At 71.1% G+C, this 22507-nt stretch carries 19 protein-coding genes and 1 pseudogene; 16 read left to right on the plus strand and 4 right to left on the minus strand.

Features of this window, described 5'->3' with window-relative positions; translation table 11 throughout:
• Positions 1-102: 102 nt before the first annotated feature.
• The 4 genes from NLX86_RS12645 to NLX86_RS12660 all read left to right on the plus strand — a co-directional run bounded on the left by NLX86_RS12645 (position 103) and on the right by NLX86_RS12660 (position 3254).
• On the plus strand, positions 103-603 hold the full coding sequence (locus NLX86_RS12645; RefSeq protein ID WP_254371751.1) for a hypothetical protein: 501 nt from the start codon (positions 103-105) through the stop codon (positions 601-603).
• 73 nt (positions 604-676) lie between these two features.
• Positions 677-1240, plus strand: coding sequence for a hypothetical protein (locus NLX86_RS12650; RefSeq protein WP_254371752.1), 564 nt, complete (start codon positions 677-679; stop codon positions 1238-1240).
• A gap of 311 nt (positions 1241-1551) precedes the next feature.
• Complete coding sequence (locus tag NLX86_RS12655) at positions 1552-2238, plus strand: RNA polymerase sigma factor (protein ID WP_254371753.1); 687 nt, start codon at positions 1552-1554, stop codon at positions 2236-2238.
• On the plus strand, positions 2238-3254 hold the full coding sequence (locus tag NLX86_RS12660; protein ID WP_254371754.1) for a hypothetical protein: 1017 nt from the start codon (positions 2238-2240) through the stop codon (positions 3252-3254). The genes NLX86_RS12655 and NLX86_RS12660 overlap by 1 nt, the downstream gene beginning before the upstream one ends.
• Positions 3255-3395: 141 nt before the next feature.
• Here NLX86_RS12660 and NLX86_RS12665 read toward each other — a convergent pair whose 3' ends face one another.
• A complete protein-coding gene (locus NLX86_RS12665) occupies positions 3396-4244 on the minus strand; it encodes a L,D-transpeptidase family protein (RefSeq protein WP_254371755.1) in 849 nt (282 codons plus the stop codon).
• A gap of 199 nt (positions 4245-4443) precedes the next feature.
• Between NLX86_RS12665 and NLX86_RS12670 the strand changes: the two genes are divergently transcribed.
• On the plus strand, positions 4444-6039 hold the full coding sequence (locus NLX86_RS12670; RefSeq protein ID WP_254371881.1) for a methylmalonyl-CoA mutase: 1596 nt from the start codon (positions 4444-4446) through the stop codon (positions 6037-6039).
• A 92-nt stretch (positions 6040-6131) separates the two neighbouring features.
• The gene (gene leuE / locus NLX86_RS12675; protein ID WP_254371756.1) at positions 6132-6788 is read left to right on the plus strand and encodes a leucine efflux protein LeuE; all 657 of its coding nucleotides are present in this window, start codon (positions 6132-6134) and stop codon (positions 6786-6788) included.
• On the opposite strand, the gene NLX86_RS12680 is transcribed toward leuE, so the two are convergent.
• From NLX86_RS12680 to NLX86_RS12690, 3 genes are read right to left on the minus strand one after another with little or no spacing between them, the layout of a single operon-like run.
• Positions 6775-7911 (minus strand): acyltransferase, encoded by a 1137-nt coding sequence (locus tag NLX86_RS12680; protein ID WP_254371757.1) that lies wholly within the window; start codon positions 7909-7911, stop codon positions 6775-6777. The two genes, leuE and NLX86_RS12680, sit on opposite strands and share 14 nt — an antisense overlap.
• Complete coding sequence (locus NLX86_RS12685; RefSeq protein ID WP_254371758.1) at positions 7908-9281, minus strand: alpha-2,8-polysialyltransferase family protein; 1374 nt, start codon at positions 9279-9281, stop codon at positions 7908-7910. Before NLX86_RS12685 ends, NLX86_RS12680 begins: the two co-directional genes overlap by 4 nt.
• A complete protein-coding gene (locus NLX86_RS12690; protein ID WP_254371759.1) occupies positions 9281-10258 on the minus strand; it encodes a glycosyltransferase family 2 protein in 978 nt (325 codons plus the stop codon). Before NLX86_RS12690 ends, NLX86_RS12685 begins: the two co-directional genes overlap by 1 nt.
• A gap of 187 nt (positions 10259-10445) precedes the next feature.
• On the opposite strand from NLX86_RS12690, the gene NLX86_RS12695 reads away from it, so the two are divergent.
• From NLX86_RS12695 to NLX86_RS12740, 10 genes and pseudogenes are all read left to right on the plus strand, one after another.
• Complete coding sequence (locus NLX86_RS12695; protein ID WP_254371760.1) at positions 10446-11777, plus strand: DUF6716 putative glycosyltransferase; 1332 nt, start codon at positions 10446-10448, stop codon at positions 11775-11777.
• A 35-nt stretch (positions 11778-11812) separates the two neighbouring features.
• Positions 11813-12193: pseudogene (locus NLX86_RS12700) on the plus strand (cytidylyltransferase domain-containing protein); the annotation flags it as partial.
• A 633-nt stretch (positions 12194-12826) separates the two neighbouring features.
• A complete protein-coding gene (locus NLX86_RS12705) occupies positions 12827-13753 on the plus strand; it encodes an N-acetylneuraminate synthase family protein (RefSeq protein ID WP_254371882.1) in 927 nt (308 codons plus the stop codon).
• Between the two features lie 598 nt (positions 13754-14351).
• The gene (locus NLX86_RS12710; RefSeq protein ID WP_254371883.1) at positions 14352-15281 is read left to right on the plus strand and encodes a hypothetical protein; all 930 of its coding nucleotides are present in this window, start codon (positions 14352-14354) and stop codon (positions 15279-15281) included.
• A 168-nt stretch (positions 15282-15449) separates the two neighbouring features.
• Positions 15450-16673 carry an amidohydrolase gene (locus tag NLX86_RS12715; protein WP_254371884.1) on the plus strand — a complete coding sequence of 408 codons (1224 nt, stop codon included), beginning with the start codon at positions 15450-15452 and terminating at the stop codon, positions 16671-16673.
• A gap of 150 nt (positions 16674-16823) precedes the next feature.
• A complete protein-coding gene (locus tag NLX86_RS12720) occupies positions 16824-17867 on the plus strand; it encodes a BMP family ABC transporter substrate-binding protein (protein ID WP_254371761.1) in 1044 nt (347 codons plus the stop codon).
• A gap of 108 nt (positions 17868-17975) precedes the next feature.
• A complete protein-coding gene (locus NLX86_RS12725) occupies positions 17976-19637 on the plus strand; it encodes an ABC transporter ATP-binding protein (protein WP_254371762.1) in 1662 nt (553 codons plus the stop codon).
• Positions 19634-20746: an ABC transporter permease gene (locus NLX86_RS12730; protein ID WP_254371763.1), complete on the plus strand. Its 1113-nt coding sequence runs from the start codon at positions 19634-19636 to the stop codon at positions 20744-20746. Before NLX86_RS12725 ends, NLX86_RS12730 begins: the two co-directional genes overlap by 4 nt.
• The gene (locus NLX86_RS12735; protein WP_254371764.1) at positions 20743-22032 is read left to right on the plus strand and encodes an ABC transporter permease; all 1290 of its coding nucleotides are present in this window, start codon (positions 20743-20745) and stop codon (positions 22030-22032) included. The genes NLX86_RS12730 and NLX86_RS12735 overlap by 4 nt, the downstream gene beginning before the upstream one ends.
• Positions 22029-22427, plus strand: coding sequence for a cytidine deaminase (locus NLX86_RS12740; protein WP_308409586.1), 399 nt, complete (start codon positions 22029-22031; stop codon positions 22425-22427). Before NLX86_RS12735 ends, NLX86_RS12740 begins: the two co-directional genes overlap by 4 nt.
• Positions 22428-22507 lie beyond the last annotated feature (80 nt).

Consider the following 22507-nt stretch of genomic DNA (forward strand, 5'->3'; position numbering starts at 1 on the left):
CGGGTCCGTTCGGGTCGGATGCGGGTCCGATTCGGGTCCGATCCGGGTCCGATCCGGGGTTCCGGTGGCGGACCGCCGTACTGATGTGGTGGATTCGAACCCATGGGGTTCTGGGGGTATTTCGTCGTGGGCCGTAGTGACGCTCCGCTCGCGGAGCTGGCCGCGCTGGCCGAGGTACGGGCGGGACTGGAGCTCCGCGAGGAGCGGGACGACGGATGGCAGGTGTGGGAGCACCCCAGTGAACCGGAGGTCGGGGACATGGGCGCGCTCGCCCGCGGAGTGGCCGGGGAAACCGGGACGCCCGCCCTCTTCGCGTTCGTCATGGGCAGCGACTGTGTCGTCGTGGAGGCAGCCGCGCCGGCCGGCGGCTCGTGGTTCGCCTGCCTGGGGCGGGCCGCGATGGCCCGCTATCTGAGCGCGGACGGGCTGGTGCTCGAGGATCTCTTCCTGGAGGCACCGGAGGCGGCCCGCAAGGCGGTCGAATGGGCGGCCGAGACCGGGCGGACCGTACCGTCCGGGCCACTGCTCGAGGTACTGACCGCCGAGGCGGATCCGCTCGCCGAGGAGCTGTTCGCCTGCTTCCTCGACCGGCTGGGACTGTGACGTAATCTCGCCCCCGCACGCAGACGGAGGCAGAGGGTTCGCAACACGTGCGGGCCGTGCCTCGGGAGGCCTCGTGAGCCTGGTGGAACTGCTCGGGCGAGCCGATGAAAGGGGCCTGGCCGCAAGTGCCGTGGCCTGTATTGATCGCTGTCTCGCGCTGCTGGACGACGGAGAGGCGGCCGATCCGGCGCTGCTGCGCCCGTTGTGGGCGGGCGCCGACAGCGGCGCCGATTGGGGGACCTTGGTGGCGGCGGCGAGAGCGGCGGTGGCGGACGGCACCTCGGCCGCGACTGCCGCGACCGCCGCAAGCGCGGGTGACGACGCGACCGCCGACGACGAGCTGACGCGGCTGCTGGCGGACATGGCCGTACGAGCCCCCTCGGCGTACTCCGAGGCGGAACTGCGCGCGTGGGCCGGGGCCTGCTCGGACGCGGCACTGGAGATCCACCGGCGCCTGGACGGCGGTGCGGAGGGGGTCAGCCCGCTCACGGCCGGCGAACTGCGCCGGCAGACGCAGATCCTGGAGGCACTGGCCGAGGGCAGGGGAGCCGGGCTGCGGAAAGCGCTCGACCTCTCGACGGAGGGCCGGCGGGTCCTGCGCGCGGCCGTCTCGCGGCGCGCCCGTGCCCAGCGCTGAGCGCCCGGCCCGGGGTGAATCCCGGGGCAGCGGCCCTGATCAGAGCCCGGGTCGCGGTCCGGAAGGACGACCGGGGCCGCCACCCCCCACAGGAGAGGCCCCGGCCGTCGTCCGTAACGGGCTCGTACGACGGGCCCGTACTCCTCACTGCGCCATGAGTGCGTTTTCTGTCACACCTCGCTGAGTGCTCATGTGGTTGCCTGTTGTACGACACGTGGACGTGGGCAGGTGAGAGGCCGTAGCGTGCAGGTTCGCGCAGTGTGGCGCGGCAGTGACCAGCTGCTAACAGGACAGTGGGACGGGTAGAGATTGTGCTGGGGGACGACGCGGAGCTGACCACCGCGGTGCTCGCGGCACAGGACGGCGACGAGAACGCGTTCCGGACTGTGTACCGCGCCGTGCATCCGCGGCTACTGGGTTACGTACGGACACTCGTCGGTGACGCGGAGGCCGAGGACATCGCCTCCGAGGCATGGCTTCAGATAGCGCGGGACCTCGACCGGTTCAGCGGCGACGCGGACCGCTTCCGGGGCTGGGCCGCGCGGATAGCGCGCAACCGGGCGCTCGACCACATACGGATGCGGGGCAGGCGCCCCGCGGTCGGCGGCGACGAGACGGAACTGACCGGCAAGCCGGCCGACGCGGACACCGCGGGCGAGGCGATGGAGTCCCTCGCCACCGGCGATACGCTCGCGTTGATCGCCCAGCTCCCCCAGGACCAGGCCGAGGCCGTCGTCCTGCGGGTCGTCGTCGGACTCGACGCGAAGAGCGCCGCCAAGGCCCTGGGCAAACGTCCCGGCGCGGTACGGACCGCCGCTCACCGCGGGCTGAAGCGGCTGGCCGAGCTGCTGGGCGCGGAGGGCGCAGACGACGTAACCGAGGGTAATGGCCGGTCGGGAGAGCTGAGAGGTCTGCCACCGCAGCGAGCACCGGGCCGGGGCACCGCCGCCTCTGCCGGTGTGACGCATTCGCGTCTGCGGACGCAGAAGGACATGTGATGGCCGACGAGCGCTACAAGTGGCTTGACCGGAGAGCGGCGGAGCGGTTGCTGCGCGGCGAGCCGGTCGAGAGCGCCGACGATCAGGTGCGCGAGGAGGCCGGGCGGCTCTCCGCCGCCCTCGACCGCGCCGCCCGCGTCCCGGACAGCGGGGCCGCCGGGCTCCCCGGCGAGGAAGCGGCGCTGGCGGCCTTCCGTACCGCGCAGGGCGCCCGCTCGCGCGCGCCGCTGGGCGAGGACACCCCATTGGCCGTACGCCTGACGTCCGCGCCCGGATCCCCGGCCCGCGCGGGACGCCCGGTGCGCTGGGGACGCCCGCTGAACTTCGGCCTCGCCGCCGCGCTGGCCGGCTGTGCGCTCGGCAGCGTGGCTGTCGCGGCCGGTACGGGAGTGCTGCCCACCCCGTTCGGTGACCGCGCCCGGCCGCAGCCGGCGGTTTCCGTGTCCATCGCCGGCACACCGGATGCGCTGACGTCGCCCGCCCCCGGGACGGGCGCTCCCAGCGACCCGCCGCCCTCGTCGGGCGACCCCAGTATCGCGGGCGGTGCCACGGAGGGCCCCGGTACTTCCTCGGGTTCCCCCGAACCTTCGGACGGCGCCGGCAACAGCAGCCGGCACCCCGGCGACGGCACTGCGCGCGAGGATGCCAGGGAGCGGAACCGAACGTGGCTGCTCCAGGCCTGCCGCGACTACCGCAGCGGCCGGGGTCTGGCCGAGGACCGCAAGCAGCGCCTGGAGGAGGGGGCCGGCGGCGCCCACCGGGTGGAGCGGTTCTGCAAGCGCCTGCTCGGTGTCGGCGACGGCGGGAACGCCGGGGACGACGGTGAGAAGAACGGCGACCGGGGCAGCGGCGGCGCTGACGACGGCGGCGACGACGACGGTGACGACGCGGGCACGACGAGCGGCAACCGGGACACCGGCATGCCGCCGGCGGCACCGGTCCCGATGCCTCCGCTCGACTTCGTCCCGGTGACGCCGGCCGGTGTAACACTTTTTGAGCGAGTGACGCAGGACTAAGTGAGCCGACTGGTCATCGGCCGCGCATGAGCCGGGGGCTCCCCCCGTGCCTACGGCTCTGCGCATCGGCGCGGGCGGGACACGTTCCCCCGGTCCCGCCCGCGCCCTCTCAACCACGGGTAGTAGCCCACCAGTAGGCGACTACCAGTAGACGACGACCTTGTCGCCGACCTTCACCTCTTCGAAGAGCGCTGCGAGCTTGGTCTTGTCCCGGACGTTCACGCAGCCGTGCGAGGCGCCGTTGTAGCCGCGGGCCGCGAAGTCGGACGAGTAGTGCACCGCCTGGCCGCCGCTGAAGAACATCGCGTACGGCATGGGCGTGTGATAGAGCGTCGACTCCCACTCCCTGGCCTTCCAGCCGACGTTGAACGTCCCCTCGCGCGTCGGCGTGTTCTCCGAGCCGAAGCGCACGTCCATCGCCGAGACGACCTTGCCGTCGACCATCCAGGCCAGGGTCCGGCTCTCCTTGCTGATGCACATCACCCGCCCGGTCATGCACCGCTGGTCGGGGGTGTCGAGCTCGTACGTGGTCGGCGGGCGCAGCTCACTGGCCGTCGGCTTCCGGGTCATGCCGACCAGCCGCTGCCAGGTGCTCTCGTCGACGGTGCCGGTCGTCGTGAGGCCCTGCTTCCCCTGGAACTTCTTGACCGCGGTCGCGGTCATCGAGCCGTAGAAGGCGGTGGGGCTGCGCTTGAAGTGGTCGAGCTGCTTCAGTCGTGCCTGCAACTCGCGGACCTGCTCGTTCTCCGTGCCCTCGGCCATCAGCACCTTCCCCGGCGTCGCCTCGGACGCGGATGCCGACGGTGAGGAGGAGGGCGTGGCGGAGCCGGACGGCTTGCTGTCCGCGGAGGGCGACCCCGAGGCGCCGGACTGCGGCGAGGACGGGGTGGCGGCGCCGGTGGAACTCGCGGCCTGGGCCGTACACCCGGCCGCGCATGCCACGGCCACGGCCGCCATGAGTGCTCTTCTTATGACAGTCGTGCGGTACATGTATGCCCCCCGGGTTCGGTGTGTGCACCTAATGGATGCTTCCCGGGGGTGCTTGGTTGCGAACTGCGGCGCATTCTGTGAGCAAGGTCCCAGCGCGGGGCTCTCCACCCATCGCACGGCCGCCACTACAGTCCGTCGCGAAGAGGTCGTACCAGTCAGTAGCTTCAGTAGCTTCAGCCGGCGGATGGAGGCACAGCAAATGGCGCGCGAGTCGGGCGTTCGATTCACTGAGAGCGGTCTTCCCATGGAGCCCGTGTACGGGCCGGACGTGCTCGGTGGCTGGGACCCGGCCGAGAAGCTGGGTGAGCCCGGTGCTTTTCCCTTCACGCGCGGTGTGTACCCGTCGATGTACACCGGGCGTCCCTGGACCATGCGCCAGTACGCCGGATTCGGTACGGCCGTTGAGTCGAATGCCCGCTACAAGCAGCTGATCGCCAACGGCACCATGGGCCTGTCCGTCGCGTTCGACCTGCCCACGCAGATGGGCCACGACAGCGACGCGCCGATCGCGAGCGGCGAGGTCGGCAAGGTCGGGGTGGCCATCGACTCGATCGACGACATGCTGGTGCTGTTCGACGGGATCCCGCTGGACAAGGTCTCGACGTCGATGACGATCAACGCCCCGGCAGCGCTGCTGCTCCTGATGTACCAGCTGGTCGGCGAGGAGCAGGGCGTCCCGGCGGACAGGATCACGGGCACCATCCAGAACGATGTCCTCAAGGAGTACATCGCGCGGGGTACTTACATCTTCCCGCCGAAGCCCTCGCTGCGGCTGATCGCCGACATCTTCAAGTACTGCAAGGCCGAGATCCCGAAGTGGAACACCATCTCGATCTCCGGCTACCACATGGCGGAGGCCGGTGCCTCGCCCGCCCAGGAGATCGCCTTCACCCTCGCCGACGGCATCGAGTACGTCCGTACCGCCGTCGCGGCCGGCATGGACGTCGACGACTTCGCGCCCCGCCTGTCCTTCTTCTTCGTCTCGCGGACGACGATCCTCGAAGAGGTCGCCAAGTTCCGTGCCGCCCGGCGTATCTGGGCCCGTGTCATGCGGGACGAGTTCGGCGCGAAGAACCCCAAGTCGTGGATGCTGCGCTTCCACACCCAGACGGCCGGTGTGCAGCTGACCGCCCAGCAGCCCGAGGTCAACCTGGTACGGGTGGCGGTGCAGGGCCTGGCCGCGGTCCTCGGCGGCACCCAGTCGCTGCACACCAACTCCTTCGACGAGGCGATCGCGCTGCCGACCGACAAGTCGGCGCGCCTGGCGCTGCGTACCCAGCAGGTGCTGGCGTACGAGACGGACGTCACCGCGACCGTGGACCCGTTCGCCGGTTCGTACGTCGTGGAGAAGATGACGGACGACGTCGAGGCCGCCGCGGCCCTGCTGATGACCAAGGTCGAGGACATGGGCGGCGCCGTCAACGCCATCGAGCGCGGCTTCCAGAAGAGCGAGATCGAGCGCAGCGCCTACCGCATCGCGCAGGAGACCGACAGCGGCGAGCGGGTGGTCGTCGGCGTCAACCGCTTCCAGCTCGACGCCGAGGAGCCGTACGAGCCGCTGCGCGTCGACCCGGCCATCGAGGCCCAGCAGGCGGAGCGCCTGGCCAAGCTGCGCGCCGAGCGGGACCAGGCCGCGGTGGACGCGGCGCTCGCCGCCCTGAAGAAGGCGGCGGAGGGAACCGACAACGTGCTGTACCCGATGAAGGACGCGCTGCGGGCGCGGGCGACGGTCGGCGAGGTGTGCAACGCGCTGCGCGAGGTGTGGGGGACGTACGTCCCGTCCGACACGTTTTGACAGACGCAGCCTGACAGGTGCGTCCATGCCGAGTCGTCTTACATAGAGGACAGAAAAGCGGAGTGCCGTACCCGCGTGCGACACTCCGCGGCATGCTGGGTGTTACCGATCTTCCGACGTATCTCGCCGGCCTTGTGCTGATCATTCTGCTGCCGGGCCCGAACTCGCTGTACGTGCTCTCGGTCGCCGCCAGGCGCGGTGTGCGTACGGGCTACCGCGCGGCGGCCGGCGTCTGGTGCGGCGACGCGGTGCTGATGGTGCTCTCCGCCGCCGGAGTGGCCTCGCTGCTCCAGGCCAACGCCCTGCTGTTCGGGATCGTGAAGTACGCGGGCGCCGGCTATCTCACCTGGCTCGCCCTCGGCATGCTGCGCGCCGCCTGGTCGATGTGGCGCTCGCGGCACGAGCCGAGCGCCGAGGTCCGGGCCGAGGAACCGGCCGCGCCCACCGCCGAACGGCCGTTCCGCCGGGCCCTGGTGATCAGCCTGCTCAACCCGAAGGCGATCCTCTTCTTCATCTCCTTCTTCGTGCAGTTCGTGGACCCCGGCTACGCCCACCCGGCGCTGTCCTTCGTCGTCCTCGGCACCCTCGCCCAGGCGGCCAGCGTCCTGTACCTCTCAGCCCTGATCTTCGGCGGCACCCGCCTGTCGGCGGCCTTCCGCCGCCGCAAGCGCCTCTCGGCGGGCGCGACGACGGCGGCGGGCGCACTGTTCCTCGGCTTCGCGGCAAAGCTGTCGGTCAGCAGCGTGTAAGCACCCGTTTCAGCAGGGGGGTGAGGGGGCGCTCCACGCAGCGGTGGAGTAGCCAGGCCAGGAGCAGCATCAGTGCGATCGTGCCGGCCAGGGTGGCGTACGAGGGTAGGCCCAGGTGGCGGTGCAGGAGTTGGACCGCCACCCAGCCCAGGTGCTCGTGGACCAGGTAGAAGGGGTACGTCAGTGCGCCGGCCACCGTCAGCCACCGCCAGTTCGCCCAGGCGAGGCGGCCGATGCCGATCAGCGCCACGGCGACGAAGCCCGCGGTGACGACGGCGACGATCACGGACGCGCTGCGGTACGAGAAGAACCGCGGGTCGGGCGCGTGCCACAGCGTGGCGACCGCGTAGTGCTGGCCGAGCAGCCAGCCGGCGACGGCGACGCCCCAGGCGAGTACGTTGCGCCGGTCGCGGTGGACCAGATAGAGGCCGATGCCCCCGACGAAGAACGGCGCGTACTGCGGCATCAGGACGAGGTCGAGCAGTTGGCTGTCGGCCGCGTCGGCGACCGCCGCGGCGAGTGTCCACACCGCGCAGAAGAGCAGGATCCGCTGCCGGCCACCGCCCGGCAGGACGACGAAGAGGGCGAACAGGGCGTAGAAGCGCAGCTCCGCCCAGAGCGTCCAGCAGACGCCGAGCACCCGGTCGGCGCCCAGCGGCTGTTGGAGCATGGTGAGGTTGAGCAGGAAATCCGACGGCGACACCGTCCGGTACGCCACCCACGGCAGCGCGAAGACCAGCGTCACCAGCGCGATCGCCGCCCAGTAGGCCGGGAAAAGCCGGGAAACACGGGAGGCGAAGAAGGACCGCAGCGGCCGCCCCCAGGCGCTCATACAGATGACGAAGCCGCTGATCACGAAGAAGATCTGGACGCCGAGGCAGCCGTACGCGAACCACGGGGAGGCGGTCGGGAACTGCTCGGCGGGGGAGGTGCCCCAGGCCTTGCTGATCTCTCCGCCCCGGCCGCCGAGGTGGTACGCGGCGACCATCAGGGCGGCCAGCAGCCGCAGCCCGTCGAGGGCGCGCAACCGGGCCGGGGGACCTGCCTGCCCTACGCGCGCCGCGGGCTGGGGGAGCGAGTCCGCGAGGGGGGCGTCGGGCGTGGCTATGGGGGTCGAGGTCATCCGAGCGCGGCCCGCTTGAGGTGCCGGGCGCGGCGGACCACGCGCCGCACCGCCGGGCTGCGCGGGATGAACGCGAGCTGGGCCGGGACCGCGCCGGGCAGGCCGAGCGCGGTCAGCCGGCGCCGCTTGAAGTAACGCCAGGTGTGCGCGTCGAGGTGGCCGGCGAGATAGGCCTCGGCGGCCGGCCGCAGCCCCGCCAGGATCTGCGGCTGCATGGCGAAGCCGACCGCCGTGACCAGCCCGGTCAGCGACTCGCGCACCTGCTCCCCGGTGGGCGGCGCCCAGCCGGCGACGGCCTGTTCGTCGGCCAGATCGGGCAGCAGCGCATCCACGATGGTCAGCGGTACGCGGTTGCTGTTCTGGTACGGGGCGAGGCGGTCCAGCAGCGGTTCCGTGCCGGTCCGGGCGACCGGGATGCCGTACAGCATCGCGGCCGTGAACAGACCGGTGGAGAAGCAGCCGGCCACCAGGGCGGGGCGCAGCCGCTGGTAGAGCACCTCGGCGAGTACCGGGCTGTCCACCACGGTCAGTTCGGCACCGAGCCGCTCGGCCTCCTCCTCGACCAGGCGCGACCAGCGGGCGGGCGCGCTGGGGTGCGGCTTGAACACGAGGTGCCGGTGGCCGAGAGCGTGCGCGCCGCGGACCATGCGGACATGCAGCTCCTCCTCTTCCTGAGGGGTGAGGAGGGAGAGGGCGGAGAGGTACTGGCCGAGGAGCAGGGCGGGGGCTTCCGCCGGGACCGGCGCGCATTGCGTGTCGGACTCGGCGAGTTCGGCGAGTTCGGCGAGGACCTTGGTGAAGGCGTCGGTCGGCACCAGCCGGGGCTCGACGCCGAACTCACTCAGCAGCAGGGGCCTCAGCCCAGGCACCAGGTCCAGGTGGAGCAGCCCGCGGACCCGGGTGCCGATCAGCGGATCGAGCTTGTTGCGGGTCGGCCCGTAGCTCATCAGGCCGTCGGCGTACACCTCGATGGGCGCGCCCGGGAACAGCTGGACCACCGACAGTGCCGGGCTGACCTGCAAGGACTCGACGATCAGCTCGACCCGGTCGTCACCCAGCCCCCACAGCTGCCGCAACTGCCGCTCCCACAGCGGTGCGTCCTCCGGGCGTGGGGCCCAACTGCCCGGATGGAAGGGGGCGATGGTCTCGTTCCAGGACAGCGTGCCGTCGAAGCGGCCGCGCAGCAGCGCGAAGCCCGGCATCTCGTCGAGGCCGGGCGTCGTCTCCGGGGTGGCGGCGTTGTTGCTGACGAGCAGCAGCCGGCGGTCGGCGGGGCGGAAGCAGCCCGCGTCGATCGCCGCGGCGAGCGTGGCCGTCCCGTACAGCGTGGAGGCCAGGAAGATCTGCGTGGTACGGACGGGGCTGCTCATCAGGCGGCCACCCCCGCGGCCACCGGACGCCGCCTGAGCCTGCGCAGCCGGGCGGCCCGCCGGACATCCATGGAATCGAGCGCGTCGTCCAGGACATTCTGCGGCATTCGCTTGAGAGCGGCCGCGCTCATGGAGCGCAGTTTTCGGGCCACGGCTGGTTCGAACCTTTCAGCGGATCCCACGTGGTGGGAAATGATCGCGCAGTACGTGCGCACGGCTTTCGGCAGGAGAGTCTCCGCGTCCCGGTCCCGGGCGGTTTCCTCCAGTACCTGGTCGAATGCCCTGATGAAATCGAGCTGACGCACATCGCCGATCTGGGTGAGCGAGGTCGCGACCCCGCGCCGGTAGAAGATCCCCGGCAGACCGACGGCGGCGAAGGAATCGGCCTCCCGGTGCAGCCGCCAGATCCACGGCCGGTCCTCCGCGGTGCGCAGTCCGTCCGTGAAATGCAGCAGTCCGCGGTCGGCGAGCCGGCGGTGGTAGACCCCCGCCCAGGCGTACGGATAGTCGACCGACGTGGACCGGTCGGCCGGCAGGATCGCGTCGCGCGGCGAGGAGACCTCGCCCTGCAGGCCGTGCGGGACGCGGTGGACCGTACGGGCGCGCGCCATGCACTGGACATGGTCGGTACGGACGAAGTCGCAGCCCAGCGCCTCGATGGCGGCGAGCACCCGGGCGTAGTGGCCGGGCGCCAGCCAGTCGTCGCCGTCCAGGAAGGTGAGGTACTCGCCGCGCGCCGCGTCCAGCCCGGTGTTGCGCGCGGTGGCCAGCCCGCCGTTCTGCTCATGTCTGAGCACGACCGCCCCCGGCAGCTCGTGGGCCGCGCGTTCGAGCAGCTCCGGTGTCCCGTCGGACGAGCAGTCGTCGACGAGAATGAATTCGAAATCCTCCCGGGCATTCGAACGGAGGCTTCTGAGGGTGTCGGGGGCGTATGTCTGCACGTTGAAGAACGGCACGATGACGGAGAGCTTAACCACCCGCGTGACATTAGGACTTGTCCCGGCATTCATTCTGGCCCGCATGCGGACAGTGGATGAACGAAGAATGGCGAGACCGTTAACCTGCCTCATTCCACGCCACATTCGCATTTTATCGACAGGTTGTTAACCAGCTGTTGCGGGCTAGTTGGGCCGCCAAGCGGAACGCCTGCATACCGTCGGCGTCGTGCCAGTAAGTACCGAGAGGAACCTGCGGGTCGCCGTACTCGCGGATTCCGATACGCGATGGAAATGGGGCGCACTCACCGCGCACCGCCTCGCCCCCGAACTCCACCTCACCGGATTTCTGCTCCGCGGCCGGGCCACCCCCACCGCGCGCCAGCTCGGCGAAGTCGGCGTGAAGGCCGACCGGTTGAGCGAGGTGACCAGCACGGAGTTCCTTCAGGAGATACGGAACGAGCAGTACGACGTCGTCGTGCTGGCCCTCGTCGGCGGCGCCGCACAGGCGATGCTGCACGGCCTGCGCCGGCTGTGGCCGACCCCTGCGGCGCGGCCCGTACTCGTCACCGGATACGTCGGAGTCGTATACGAGAAGCTCGCCGACGGGCTGCTGCTCCGGCACGGGGCGGACCTCGTCCTCGCCAACTCGCGCCACGACGCGGAGCGCTTCCGCGCGGTGTACGAGGGGGTGGGCGCCGATGCCGGAAGCGTCGTCGAGACCGCCCTGCCGTTCCTCGGCGGCGCGCCGTACGAGGAGCGCCCCGGCGGTACGGAGACGGTGGTCTTCGCCGCCCAGCCGTCGGTGCCGGAGAGCCGCGCCGACCGTACGTATCTGCTGCGGCGCGCGGTCGAACACGCCCGGCTGCACCCGCTTCGCGAGGTCCTGATCAAGCTGCGCAGCAAGCCGGGCGAGCACACCACGCATCTGGAGGAGCTGCCGTACCAGCGGATCGCGGACCGGATCCCGGGTGGACTGCCCGCCAACTGCCGCCTCGTCTACGGGCACATGGGCGAGGTCCTCGATCGCACCGACCTGCTGGTGACGGTCAGCTCGACGGCGGCGCTGGAGTCCCTGCACCGGGGCATCCCCACGGCCCTACTGACCGACCTCGGGGTGCGCGAGGCGCTCGGCAACCACCACTTCCTCGGCTCCGGCTGCCTGGCGTCCTGGGACGAGCTCGACGAGGGCCACCGTCCGCAGGCCGACCCCGAGTGGCTGGCCCGGCAGGGCGTGGCGGCGGGCGGATCGTACGGAGACATCTACGCGAGCGCGTTCGACGCGGCCCGCAAGCGCATCGCGGAGCTGACCGAGCAGCGGGAGCTGCCGCCGCTCACCCCCTACTACACCCTCGCCACGGCGCCCGGATACCTCCCCGGCATCCTCGCCCGCCACCATCTCGGCCCCGACGGAGCCCCACTGCCGGGCGCCGCGCCGACCGCGCAGGCATCCGGCGTACGCCGCTGGGTCCGCTCCGCGCTGCGGGACGCGGCGCGTGGCGCGTACCGGCACGGCGTCCAGCGCGTGGCCCCAGTCATCCGCCGGATGGGAGAACTGTGAGCACCACCGACCCCGACGTACGCACGGTCCTCGCCGTGATCCCCGCCCGCGGCGGATCCAAGGGCGTACCGGCCAAGAACCTCGCCCCCGTGGGCGGGGTCCCACTGGTGGCGCGCGCGGTGCGGGCCTGCCTGGCGGCGCGGCTGGTCACCGCTGTCGTCGTCTCGACGGACGACGCGGCGATCGCGGCGGCCGCGCGGGACGCGGGCGCGGAAGTGGTCCCCCGCCCGCCGGTGATCGCGGGCGACACCGCGACGAGCGAGTCGGCCGTACTGCACGCGATGGACGCGTACGAGGCGCTGCACGGGACGCGGGTGGACGTCGTCCTGCTGGTGCAGTGCACGAGCCCGTTCCTGACCCGTGAGGACATCGACGGCGTCGCGTCGGCGGTAACGGAGTCGGGAGCGGACACGGCACTGACAGCAGCCCCGTTCCACGGCTTCATCTGGCGCGAGCCCGCCTCCGGCGAGGACGCGGGGGCCAGTTTCGCCCCGCCCGCCCCGGCCGAGGCGTTCACGGACGCCTCCGGCGAGGAGGCGCAGGACAGCGGCACCTTGTCAGGCCCTGCGCCCGGCGGTACGGCCGCCCCGGCGCCCGGCGGCAGCCCGGCCGGTCCGGCGCCCGCCTTGGCCCAGGCGGCCATGTACGCCTCCGGCGAGGAGGCGCGGGAGAGCGGCACCCCGGCACGCCCGGCGCCCGGCGCCCCGGCCGGTCCGGTGGCCGGCGGTGCCCCCGGCGCCGTAGGCGGCTACGGCGTCAATCATGACCAGGCCTTTCGGCCGCGCCGGCAGGACCGGCCGCAGGACTTTCTGGAGACCGGCGCCGCCTACGCCATGGACGCCGCCGGGTTCCGTGAGGCGGGTCACCGCTTCTTCGGCCGGACCGCCCTCGTTCCGGCCGATCCGGCCCGCGTGCTGGAGATCGACGACCCGCACGAACTGGCGCGCGCCCGAGCGCTCGCGCCCCTCCTCGACCCCCATCCCCTCACCACTCCCTCAGGTCCCCTGCACACGCACACCCCACGCCCCCAGCGAAGGACAGCACCCTCCATGAGCACCTCCTCCCGTCTGCGCACGCTCGGTTCCCGCACCGCCGGCCCCGGCAACCCCGTCTACATCACCGGCGAGATCGGCATCAACCACAACGGCGATCTGGAGAACGCCTTCGCGCTCATCGACGCCGCCGCCGAAGCCGGCTGCGACGCGGTCAAGTTCCAGAAGCGGACGCCCGAGATCTGCACCCCGCGCGACCAGTGGGACATCGAGCGCGACACCCCCTGGGGCCGCATGACGTACATCGACTACCGCCACCGCGTCGAGTTCGGCGAGGACGAGTACCGCGCCATCGACGAGCACTGCGCCAAGCGCGGCATCGACTGGTTCGCCTCTCCGTGGGACACGGAGGCTGTCGCCTTCCTCGAGAAGTTCGACGTGCCGGCCCACAAGGTCGCCTCTGCCTCGCTCACCGACGACGAGCTGCTGCGCGCCCTGCGCGCCACCGGCAAGACGGTCATCCTCTCCACCGGGATGTCCACCCCGAAGCAGATCCGGCACGCGGTGGAGGTGCTGGGCAGCGACAACATCCTGCTCTGCCACGCCACGTCCACGTACCCGGCGAAGGCCGAGGAACTCAACCTGCGGGTGATCAACACCCTGCGGGAGGAGTACCCCAACGTCCCGATCGGCTACAGCGGCCACGAGACGGGCCTGCAGACCACGCTCGCCGCCGTCGCCCTCGGCGCGGCCTTCGTCGAGCGCCACATCACGCTCGACCGCGCGATGTGGGGATCGGACCAGGCGGCGTCCGTCGAGCCCGGCGGTCTGCAGCGTCTGGTGCGTGACATCCGCACGATCGAGACCGCGCTCGGCGACGGCGTCAAGAAGGTGTACGAGAGCGAGCTCGGCCCGATGAAGAAGTTGCGCCGGGTCACCGGGACGGTCTCCGAGGGCGGCGACCGCATCCCGGCCGCGGTCTGACGGACGAACCCAGACAGGACCAGACCGGCCGGCCCCTGCGTACGACCCGGACGACGAGGAGAACGCGGTGACCTCACCTTCCCCCACCCTGGCCCTCGTGGAGAGCCCGGTTCAGCTCCTCAACGTCCTGGAGTGGGCGTACGCGGAGGCCGCCCGGCACCCGGGCCTGCTCACCGCGGTCCCACCCCAGCCCACCCGCGGAGCGGCCGGCCCCCCGGCCCCGCCCGCGGCGTTCCCCACGGGGGCCGGCCGCGACCCGGGGTCGCGAGCCCCCGGGCTCGCCGCCGGGGCGTCCCCCGCGACGACCGGCGGTCTTGTCCCCGAATCCGGCCGTGCCGGGGGCCCCCGGGCCCACGGGGAGGTGTCCGCCGCCGGGCTGGAGGCCCCATACGGGTCCGAGGCCCGCACCGCGCCTGGCGGCTCCGCCGCGCCCGGCGGCACGTCCCGGCCCGGGGACAGCCCGGCCGAAGCCGGTCGGCTTCCTGGCGGCGCGGTCGCCGGGCCCGGCCGGGGCGCCCGGCGACCCGCGCCTACCGGAGCCGGGGCGACCGCCACCGCGCCTCGGCTGCGGATCGTCGTGCTGCCGCCCGTCGATCCCATGTCGCGGGGGCAGCTGCGGCGGATGGCCGCGCTTGCCCTCGACGAGGGCTACGCCGTCGACTGGCAGGAGGCCCGCGGCGGCGCCGCCGCGCCGCTGAAGGCGCTGGGCGCGCTGGCCGGCGCGCTGCGCCGGGCTCCGCGCATCGTCATCGGCGACCCGTTCTCCCGCTATGTGCAGCTGCTGCTCACGCTCGCACGGGCCAAGGACGTCGTGGTCGTCGACGACGGCACGGCCACGATGGAGTTCGTCGCCCAGCTGGCCCGTGGCGACCGCCTCGTGCGCTGGCACCGCAGCGGCGGCCGCGGACTGCGAGGGGCGCGTGACCTCGCGTACGCGCCCGTCGCCGCCTCCGCCCGCCGCCGCCTCACCCCGAAGGCCCGCCGCCGGGTCGAGGTGTTCACCGCCATGCCGGTCGCCGCGCCGGACGGCATCACGATCCGGGTCAACGACTTCGCCTGGACCCGGTCCCGGTTCGGCCCGCCCCGCCTCACCAAGGGCACCGACCTGGTGGGAACCTCCCTGGTCGAGACGGGGGTGGTCGAGCCCGGCCGCTATCTGGAAGCGGTACGGACCCTGGCCCGCACCCACGCCGCCACCCGCTACTTCGCGCACCGCAGGGAGAGCGCCGAGAAGCTCCGCACGCTCAGCGCGGAGACCGGTCTGGAGATCGTCCGGCCCGATCTGCCGCTGGAGCTGATCGCCCGCCGCGGGCCGGTGGGGCGTACGATCCTGAGCTTTCCGTCCACCGTCGTCCACACCCTGCCGCACGCCCTCGTCGGCACCGGCGTGACCGTCGCCGTCTGCGACATCGACCCGGCGTGGCTCACGGACCACGCCTCCCCGCGCGCGCAGAGTTTCCTCGCGGGAGTCACCGATACGGCCCGGGACGTGCAGCGGCTGACCGCGGCTCCCGCTGGCACCGCCTGAAGCCGGAGGTAAGCGCGGGGTACGCTCAAAGGGCGGTGAAGCTTACCCACACGCCCAGTCGGTCATGCACCGCGCGGCCAGCTTTCTTCGCCTAACGGGTTGAAGTTTTGTTGATCGATGGCCAGTTGACCGCTTGATGGGCCTACCCTGCAACAGGTGAACCAGTTGATGTACCGCGAGTCCGAAGCCGACCTGCCCGGGGAAGCGGCACTGCCCGGCACGCTGCCGGAGAGCCTGCGTGCCGAGCTGATCGCCTTCCGCCGCGACCTGCACATGCACCCGGAGCTGGGCAACCAGGAGTTCCGTACCACCGCGGCGATCAAGGCCCGGCTCGAACAGGCCGGTCTGAAGCCCCGCGTCCTGGACGCCGGAACGGGCCTGATCTGCGACATCGGCACCTGGGACGGACTGCGCCCCATGCTGGCCATCCGCGCGGACATCGACGCACTGCCCATCCCCGACGCCAAGGTGGGCGTGCCCTACCGCTCCACCGTCCCGGACCGCGCCCACGCCTGCGGCCACGACGTGCACACCACCACCGTGCTCGGCGCCGGCCTGGTCCTGGCCAACCTGGACCGGCAGGGGCTGCTGCCGCGGCCGGTACGGCTGATCTTCCAGGCCGCCGAGGAGATCATGCCCGGCGGCGCCTCCGACGCCATCGCCTCCGGCGTCATGGAGGGTGTCGGCAAGATCATCGCGGTGCACTGCGACCCCAGGGTCGAGGTCGGCAAGGTCGGGCTGAAGCACGGTGCGATCACCTCCGCCTGCGACCGGCTCGAGGTCACCCTGACCGGCGCCGGCGGCCACACCGCGCGCCCCCACCTGACCACCGACCTGGTCACCGCCGCCGCCAAGGTGGTGTCCGAGGTCCCGGCGCTGCTGGGCCGCCGGGTGGACGCCCGCGCTGGCCTCTCGGTCACCTGGGGCCGGATCGAGGCCGGCCACGCGTGCAACGTCATCCCGATGCACGCCGAGCTGTCCGGCACGGTCCGCTGCCTGGACCTGCACGCCTGGCGCGACGCACCGGACCTGGTGCACGCGGCGATCGACGAGATCGCGACCCTCCACCGGGCCAAGTCGGAGATCAACTACGTCCGGGGCGTCCCGCCCGTCGTCAACGACCCCGCCGTGTCCGATCTGCTGGGCGACGCGATGATCGCGCGCCGCGGACCGTATGCGATCGAGGACACCGAACAGAGCCTGGGCGGCGAGGACTTCTCCTGGTATCTGGAGCTCGTTCCGGGCGCGATGGCCCGCCTCGGGGTGCGTACGCCGGGCGACCCGGTCCGACGGGACCTGCACCGCGGCGACTTCGACGCGGACGAGGGCGCGATCCAGGCGGGAGTGGAGCTGTTCACGGCGGCCGCACTGCTCGACGGTATGCGGGGATAACGGCGCTCCGGCCATTCCGGCCGCGTGGCCTGTTCGCGACGATCCGATAACGACTCATGAACGGGCCTTTAACTGACATCTACGCGCGTTACGATCGCGGCGAAACCAGCGCCGGAAGTGGCGCTTGGGTCAGGTTGAAGGAGCGTCCCAGTGCGCCGGGTATCCAAGATCAGCGCCGCGTGTGCCATCACCGCGGCTCTTGCGCTCACCGCCACCGCTTGCGGCGAGTCGTCCACCGAGTCCACCGGCTCGGATGGCGAGAAGAAGCTCAAGATCGGCATGGCCTACGACGTCGGCGGCCGTGGCGACAACTCATTCAACGACTCCGCGGCCCGCGGTCTGGACAAGGCCGAGGCCGAGTTCGACGCGGAGACCAAGGAGCTCACCGCCAAGACCGGTGAGACCCCGGCCGACCGCGAGACGCGCCTCGCCTCGCTCGCCGAGGGCGGCTTCAACCCCGTCATCGGCGTCGGCTTCGCGTACAAGGACGCGATCGACAAGGTCGCCGCGAAGTTCCCCGACACCACCTTCGGCCTGGTCGACTCGGTCTCCGAGGCGAAGAACGTCAACAGCATCGTCTTCACCGAGGAGCAGGGCTCCTACCTCGCCGGTGTCGCGGCCGCGCTGAAGTCGAAGGACGGCAAGGTCGGCTTCATCGGCGGCGTCGACCTCCCGCTGATCAAGAAGTTCGCCGCGGGCTTCGAGCAGGGCGTCCTGGAGACCAACCCGAAGGCCTCGGTCCAGATCCAGTACCTGACCACCGGATCGGACCTCTCCGGCTTCGGCAGCCCGGACAAGGGCAAGGCCGCCGCCAAGGGCATGCTCGACAAGGGCATCGACGTCATCTACGCGGCGGCGGGCGGCTCCGGTGCCGGCGCGATCGAGGCCGTGGCGGCCCAGCCGGGCGCCTGGGCGATCGGCGTCGACTCCGACCAGGCCAAGGACCCGGCGCTCGCCAAGTACGCCGACTCGATCCTGACCTCGGTCGTCAAGAACGTCGACACCGGTGTCTACAACCTGGCCAAGTCCGTCCATGACGGCAAGCCGCTGACCGGCGTGACCGCGTACTCCCTGGCCAAGGACGGCGTCAGCCTCACCACCACGGGTGACCACCTCAAGGACATCCAGGCCAAGATCGACGAGGCCAAGAAGAAGATCGTCGACGGCACCATCAAGGTGAAGACGACCACCTGACCGGCCTGTTGACCGGGGCCCGTGGGAGTGGCTTCTGCCGCTTCCCCGGGCCCCGCCTCACGTACGGCGTCGGACAGTTTCTTTTTCTCGCTGCGCTACGCGCGTAGCATGCCGCCGAACGCGGTAATTTTCGCCCCCACCGCCCCCGCTCCCTCCGCCTCCTGCCTAGGAGAGTGCGCCATCAAAGCGTCAAGCAGTCCCCATGCCGTAGAGCTCCGCGGCATCACCAAGCGATTCCCCGGAGTCGTGGCCAACCACGACATCGACATCACCGTGCGCAGAGGAACCGTCCATGCCCTCGTGGGCGAGAACGGCGCCGGCAAGTCCACTCTGATGAAGATCCTTTACGGCATGCAGAAGCCGGACGAGGGCACCATCGCGGTGGACGGCGAACAGGTCTCCTTCCACAACCCCGGTGACGCGATCGCCCGCGGCATCGGCATGGTGCACCAGCACTTCATGCTCGCGGACAACCTCACCGTCCTCGAGAACGTCGTGCTCGGCTCGGAGAAGCTGTACGGCATCGGGGACAAGGCCCGCGCGAAGATCAAGGAGATCTCCGGCGCGTACGGGCTGGGCGTACGGCCCGACGTCCTCGTCGAGGACCTGGGCGTCGCCGACCGCCAGCGCGTGGAGATCCTCAAGGTCCTCTACCGGGGCGCCCGCACGTTGATCCTCGACGAGCCGACCGCAGTCCTCGTCCCGCAGGAGGTCGACGCGCTCTTCGACAACCTCCGCGAACTCAAGGCCGAGGGCCTGACCGTCATCTTCATCTCCCACAAGCTGGGCGAGGTGCTGTCGGTCGCCGACGAGATCACCGTGATCCGCCGCGGCACGACCGTGGGCAACGCCGACCCGAAGACGGTCACCACCAAACAGCTCGCCGAACTCATGGTCGGCAGCGAGCTTCCCTCGCCCGAGACCCGCGAGTCGACCGTCACCGACGTACCGATGCTCCAGGTCCAGGACCTGCGGCTGACGGCCACCGACCCCGACGGTGTCGTCCGCGCGGTGCTCGACGGCATCAGCTTCACCATCCACAAGGGTGAGGTGCTGGGCATCGCCGGCGTCGAGGGCAACGGCCAGTCGGAACTGGTCGAGGCGATCATGGGCATGCGCACGCTGGACAGCGGCGCCCTCACCCTGGACACCGCCGACATCTCGCACACCCCGACGCGCAAGCGCCGCGAGGACGGGATGGGCGTGATCCCCGAGGACCGCCACCGGCACGGCCTGCTGCTCGAAGCCCCGCTGTGGGAGAACCGCATCCTCGGCCACGTCACCGAACGCCCCAACAGCAAGGGCGCGTTCCTCGACCTGAAGGCCGCGCGCGCCGACACCGAGCGGATCGTGCGCGAGTACGACGTCCGTACCCCCGGCATCGAGGTCACCGCGGCCTCGCTCTCCGGCGGCAACCAGCAGAAGCTGATCGTCGGCCGCGAGATGAGCCACCACCCCAAGCTGCTGATCGCCGCGCACCCCACCCGGGGCGTGGACGTCGGCGCGCAGGCGCAGATCTGGGACCAGATCCGCGAGGCGCGCCACGAGGGCCTGGCGGTGCTGCTGATCTCCGCCGACCTGGACGAACTGATCGGTCTCTCCGACAGCCTGCGTGTCATGTACCGCGGACGCCTGGTCGCCGACGCCGACCCCGCCACCATCACCCCGGAGGAGCTGGGTTCGGCCATGACCGGCGCGGCCACCGGCCATCTCGAGCACCCGCACGGCAACGGCGCCGGCGACCCCGCAGACGGGGGAGAGGACCGATGAAGAAGTTCGACAAGGAGCGGCTGCTCCTGGGGCTCGCGGCCCCTGTACTCGCGATCGTCGTCGCGTTCCTGGTGACGGCCCTGGTGCTGGCCGCAACGGGCAAGGAGCCGTTCAACGCCTTCGGCATCATGTTCGACTACGGCCTGAAGTCGGACAGCCAGGTCTACATCCTGAACAAGGGAACGACGTACTACCTGGCGGGTCTCGCGGTGGCCATCGGCTTCCGTATGAACCTGTTCAACATCGGCGTCGACGGCCAGTACCGCCTGGCGGCCTTCTTCGCCGCCGCGGTCGGCGGCGCGCTGACCCTCCCGGGCATCCTCCAGATCCCGCTGATCATCCTCACCGCGATGATCGTCGGCGCGATGTGGGCCGGTATCGCCGGTGTCCTGAAGGTCACCCGCGGCGTCAGCGAGGTCGTCTCGACCATCATGCTGAACGCGATCGCCACCGCGATCATCGGCTACCTGCTCCAGGTGGGCCGGCTCGGCCACCTGGACGAGGCCGGTACGAAGATCTCCACGGACCCGCTCCCGGAGTCCGCCCACTTCTTCGAGTTCCCGACCACGCCCACCCCGGTCTGGGGCTTCATCGTGATCGCGGTCATCGCGGGCGTGGCGTACTGGTTCACGCTCTCGCGCACCCGGTTCGGCTACGACCTGCGCACGGTCGGCCAGTCCGGCTCAGCGGCCGAGGCCAGCGGCGTCAACGTGAAGAAGATGGTCGTCACCTCCATGCTGATCTCCGGCGCCATGGCCGGTCTGATCGGCATGCCGACGCTGCTCAACGACTCGTTCGAGTACAGCGGCGACTTCCCGCTCGGCATCGGCTTCACCGGTATCGCCATCGCCCTGCTCGGCCGCAACCACCCGATCGGCATCGCGCTCGGCGCGCTGCTGTGGGCCTTCCTGGAGCGCGGCACCGGCAAGCTCGAATTCGAGGGCTACGACAAGGAGATCGTCGGCGTCATCCAGGGCGTGATCGTCCTGTGCGTCGTCATCGCGTACGAAGTGGTCCGCCGCTTCGGCCTCAAGCGCCAGCAGCGGCAGGTCGGCGAGAAGCTCGCCGCCCAGGCCCGTAACTCCGACCAGCAGGAGGTGTCGGCGTGACCGCCACGGCGACTTCCACCCCGCCGCCCGCCGCACCCAAGGTGTCCGGCGGCAAGGGCGGCCGCACCCGCCTGTCCTTCCCCGTCATCCTGCTGATCATCGCCGCCGGCCTGATCGCGCTGTCCGCGGTGCGTGCCATCACGGGCGCCGAGGACCTCACCGGCGCCGGCCAGATCAGCGCGGCCCTCTCCATGGCCGTACCGATCGGCCTCGCCGGTCTCGGCGGCCTGTGGGCGGAGCGGGCCGGTGTGGTCAACATCGGCCTCGAAGGCATGATGATCCTTGGCACCTTCTTCGGTGCCTGGGCCGGCTGGCAGACCAGCCCGTGGCTGGGTGTGCTCGCCGGTGTGCTCGGCGGCATGTTCGGCGGCCTGCTGCACGCGATCGCCACCGTCACCTTCGGTGTCGACCACATCATCTCGGGTATCGCGATCAACATCCTGGCGGTCGGTGTCACCACCTACTTCGCCAAGCTGTGGTTCAACACCGGTGAGGCGGCCGAGCGCGGCGGCAGCCCCAAGCAGTCCCCGCCGGCCGAGGACATCACCTCGATCACCGTGCCCGGACTCTCCGACTGGCTGGCCTCGATCGAGAAACACCACTGGTTCTTCGTCTCCGACCTGGCGGGCATCCTCGGCGGCCTCGTCACCAACCTGTCGCTGCTGACGATCGTGGCCGCGCTGCTCTTCGCCGCCACCTTCTGGGTGCTGTGGAAGACCGCGTTCGGCCTCCGGCTGCGGTCCTGCGGTGAGAACCCGATCGCCGCGGAGTCCCTCGGCGTCAACGTCTACACGTACAAGTACATCGCGGTGATCATCTCCGGCGGTATGGCCGGCCTCGGCGGCGCCTTCCTCTCCCTGGTCACCTCGCACATCTACAACGAGGGCCAGACCGGCGGCCGCGGCTACATCGGCCTCGCCGCGATGATCTTCGGCAACTGGCGTCCCGGCGGACTCGCCATGGGCGCGGGCCTGTTCGGCTTCGCCGACGCGCTCCAGCTGCGGGCCGGCGGCCAGTCCGTCCACGCCCTGCTCCTGCTGCTGGTCGTACTGCTCGTGGGTCTGGCGCTGTGGAAGCTCTACCGCAAGAGCTACCGGGTGGCCGCGATCAGCGGGGTCATCGCCGCGGGTGTCCTGGTCTGGTACCTCGGTACGGACACGGTGCCCACCGAGTTCGTGAGCGCCACGCCGTACGTCGTCACGCTGCTCGTCCTCTCGCTGTCCGCGCAGCGGCTGCGGATGCCGAAGGCGGACGGTATGCGGTACCGGAAGGGCCAGGGCAAGTGACGCGGGCCGCGACCGTCGACTGGAAAGCCCTGCGGGCGGCGGCCCGGGACGCCATGTCCCGTGCGTACGCCCCGTATTCGGGCTTCCCGGTCGGCGCCGCCGCCCTCGTCGACGACGGCCGCACGGTCGTCGGCTGCAATGTCGAGAACGCCTCGTACGGTCTCGGCCTGTGCGCCGAGTGCGGGCTGGTCTCCCAGCTCCAGGCGACCGGCGGCGGCCGGCTGACCCACTTCGTCTGCGTGGACGGCCAGGGCGAGATCCTGGTGCCGTGCGGGCGCTGCCGGCAGCTGCTGTTCGAATTCGGCGACGGTGAGCTGCTGTTGGAGACGCCGGAAGGCATCCGCACGCTCGCCGAAATGCTGCCGCAGGCCTTCGGCCCGCACCACCTCTCGTAGATCCTTCTCAGTAACGGATCCTCCTTAAGTAACGCGGCCCTTCCGCTCCGGCGGAGGGGCCGCCCGGAAGGAAGCCCACC

The organism is Streptomyces sp. A3M-1-3 (assembly GCF_024213665.1).
Taxonomy (GTDB): domain Bacteria; phylum Actinomycetota; class Actinomycetes; order Streptomycetales; family Streptomycetaceae; genus Streptomyces.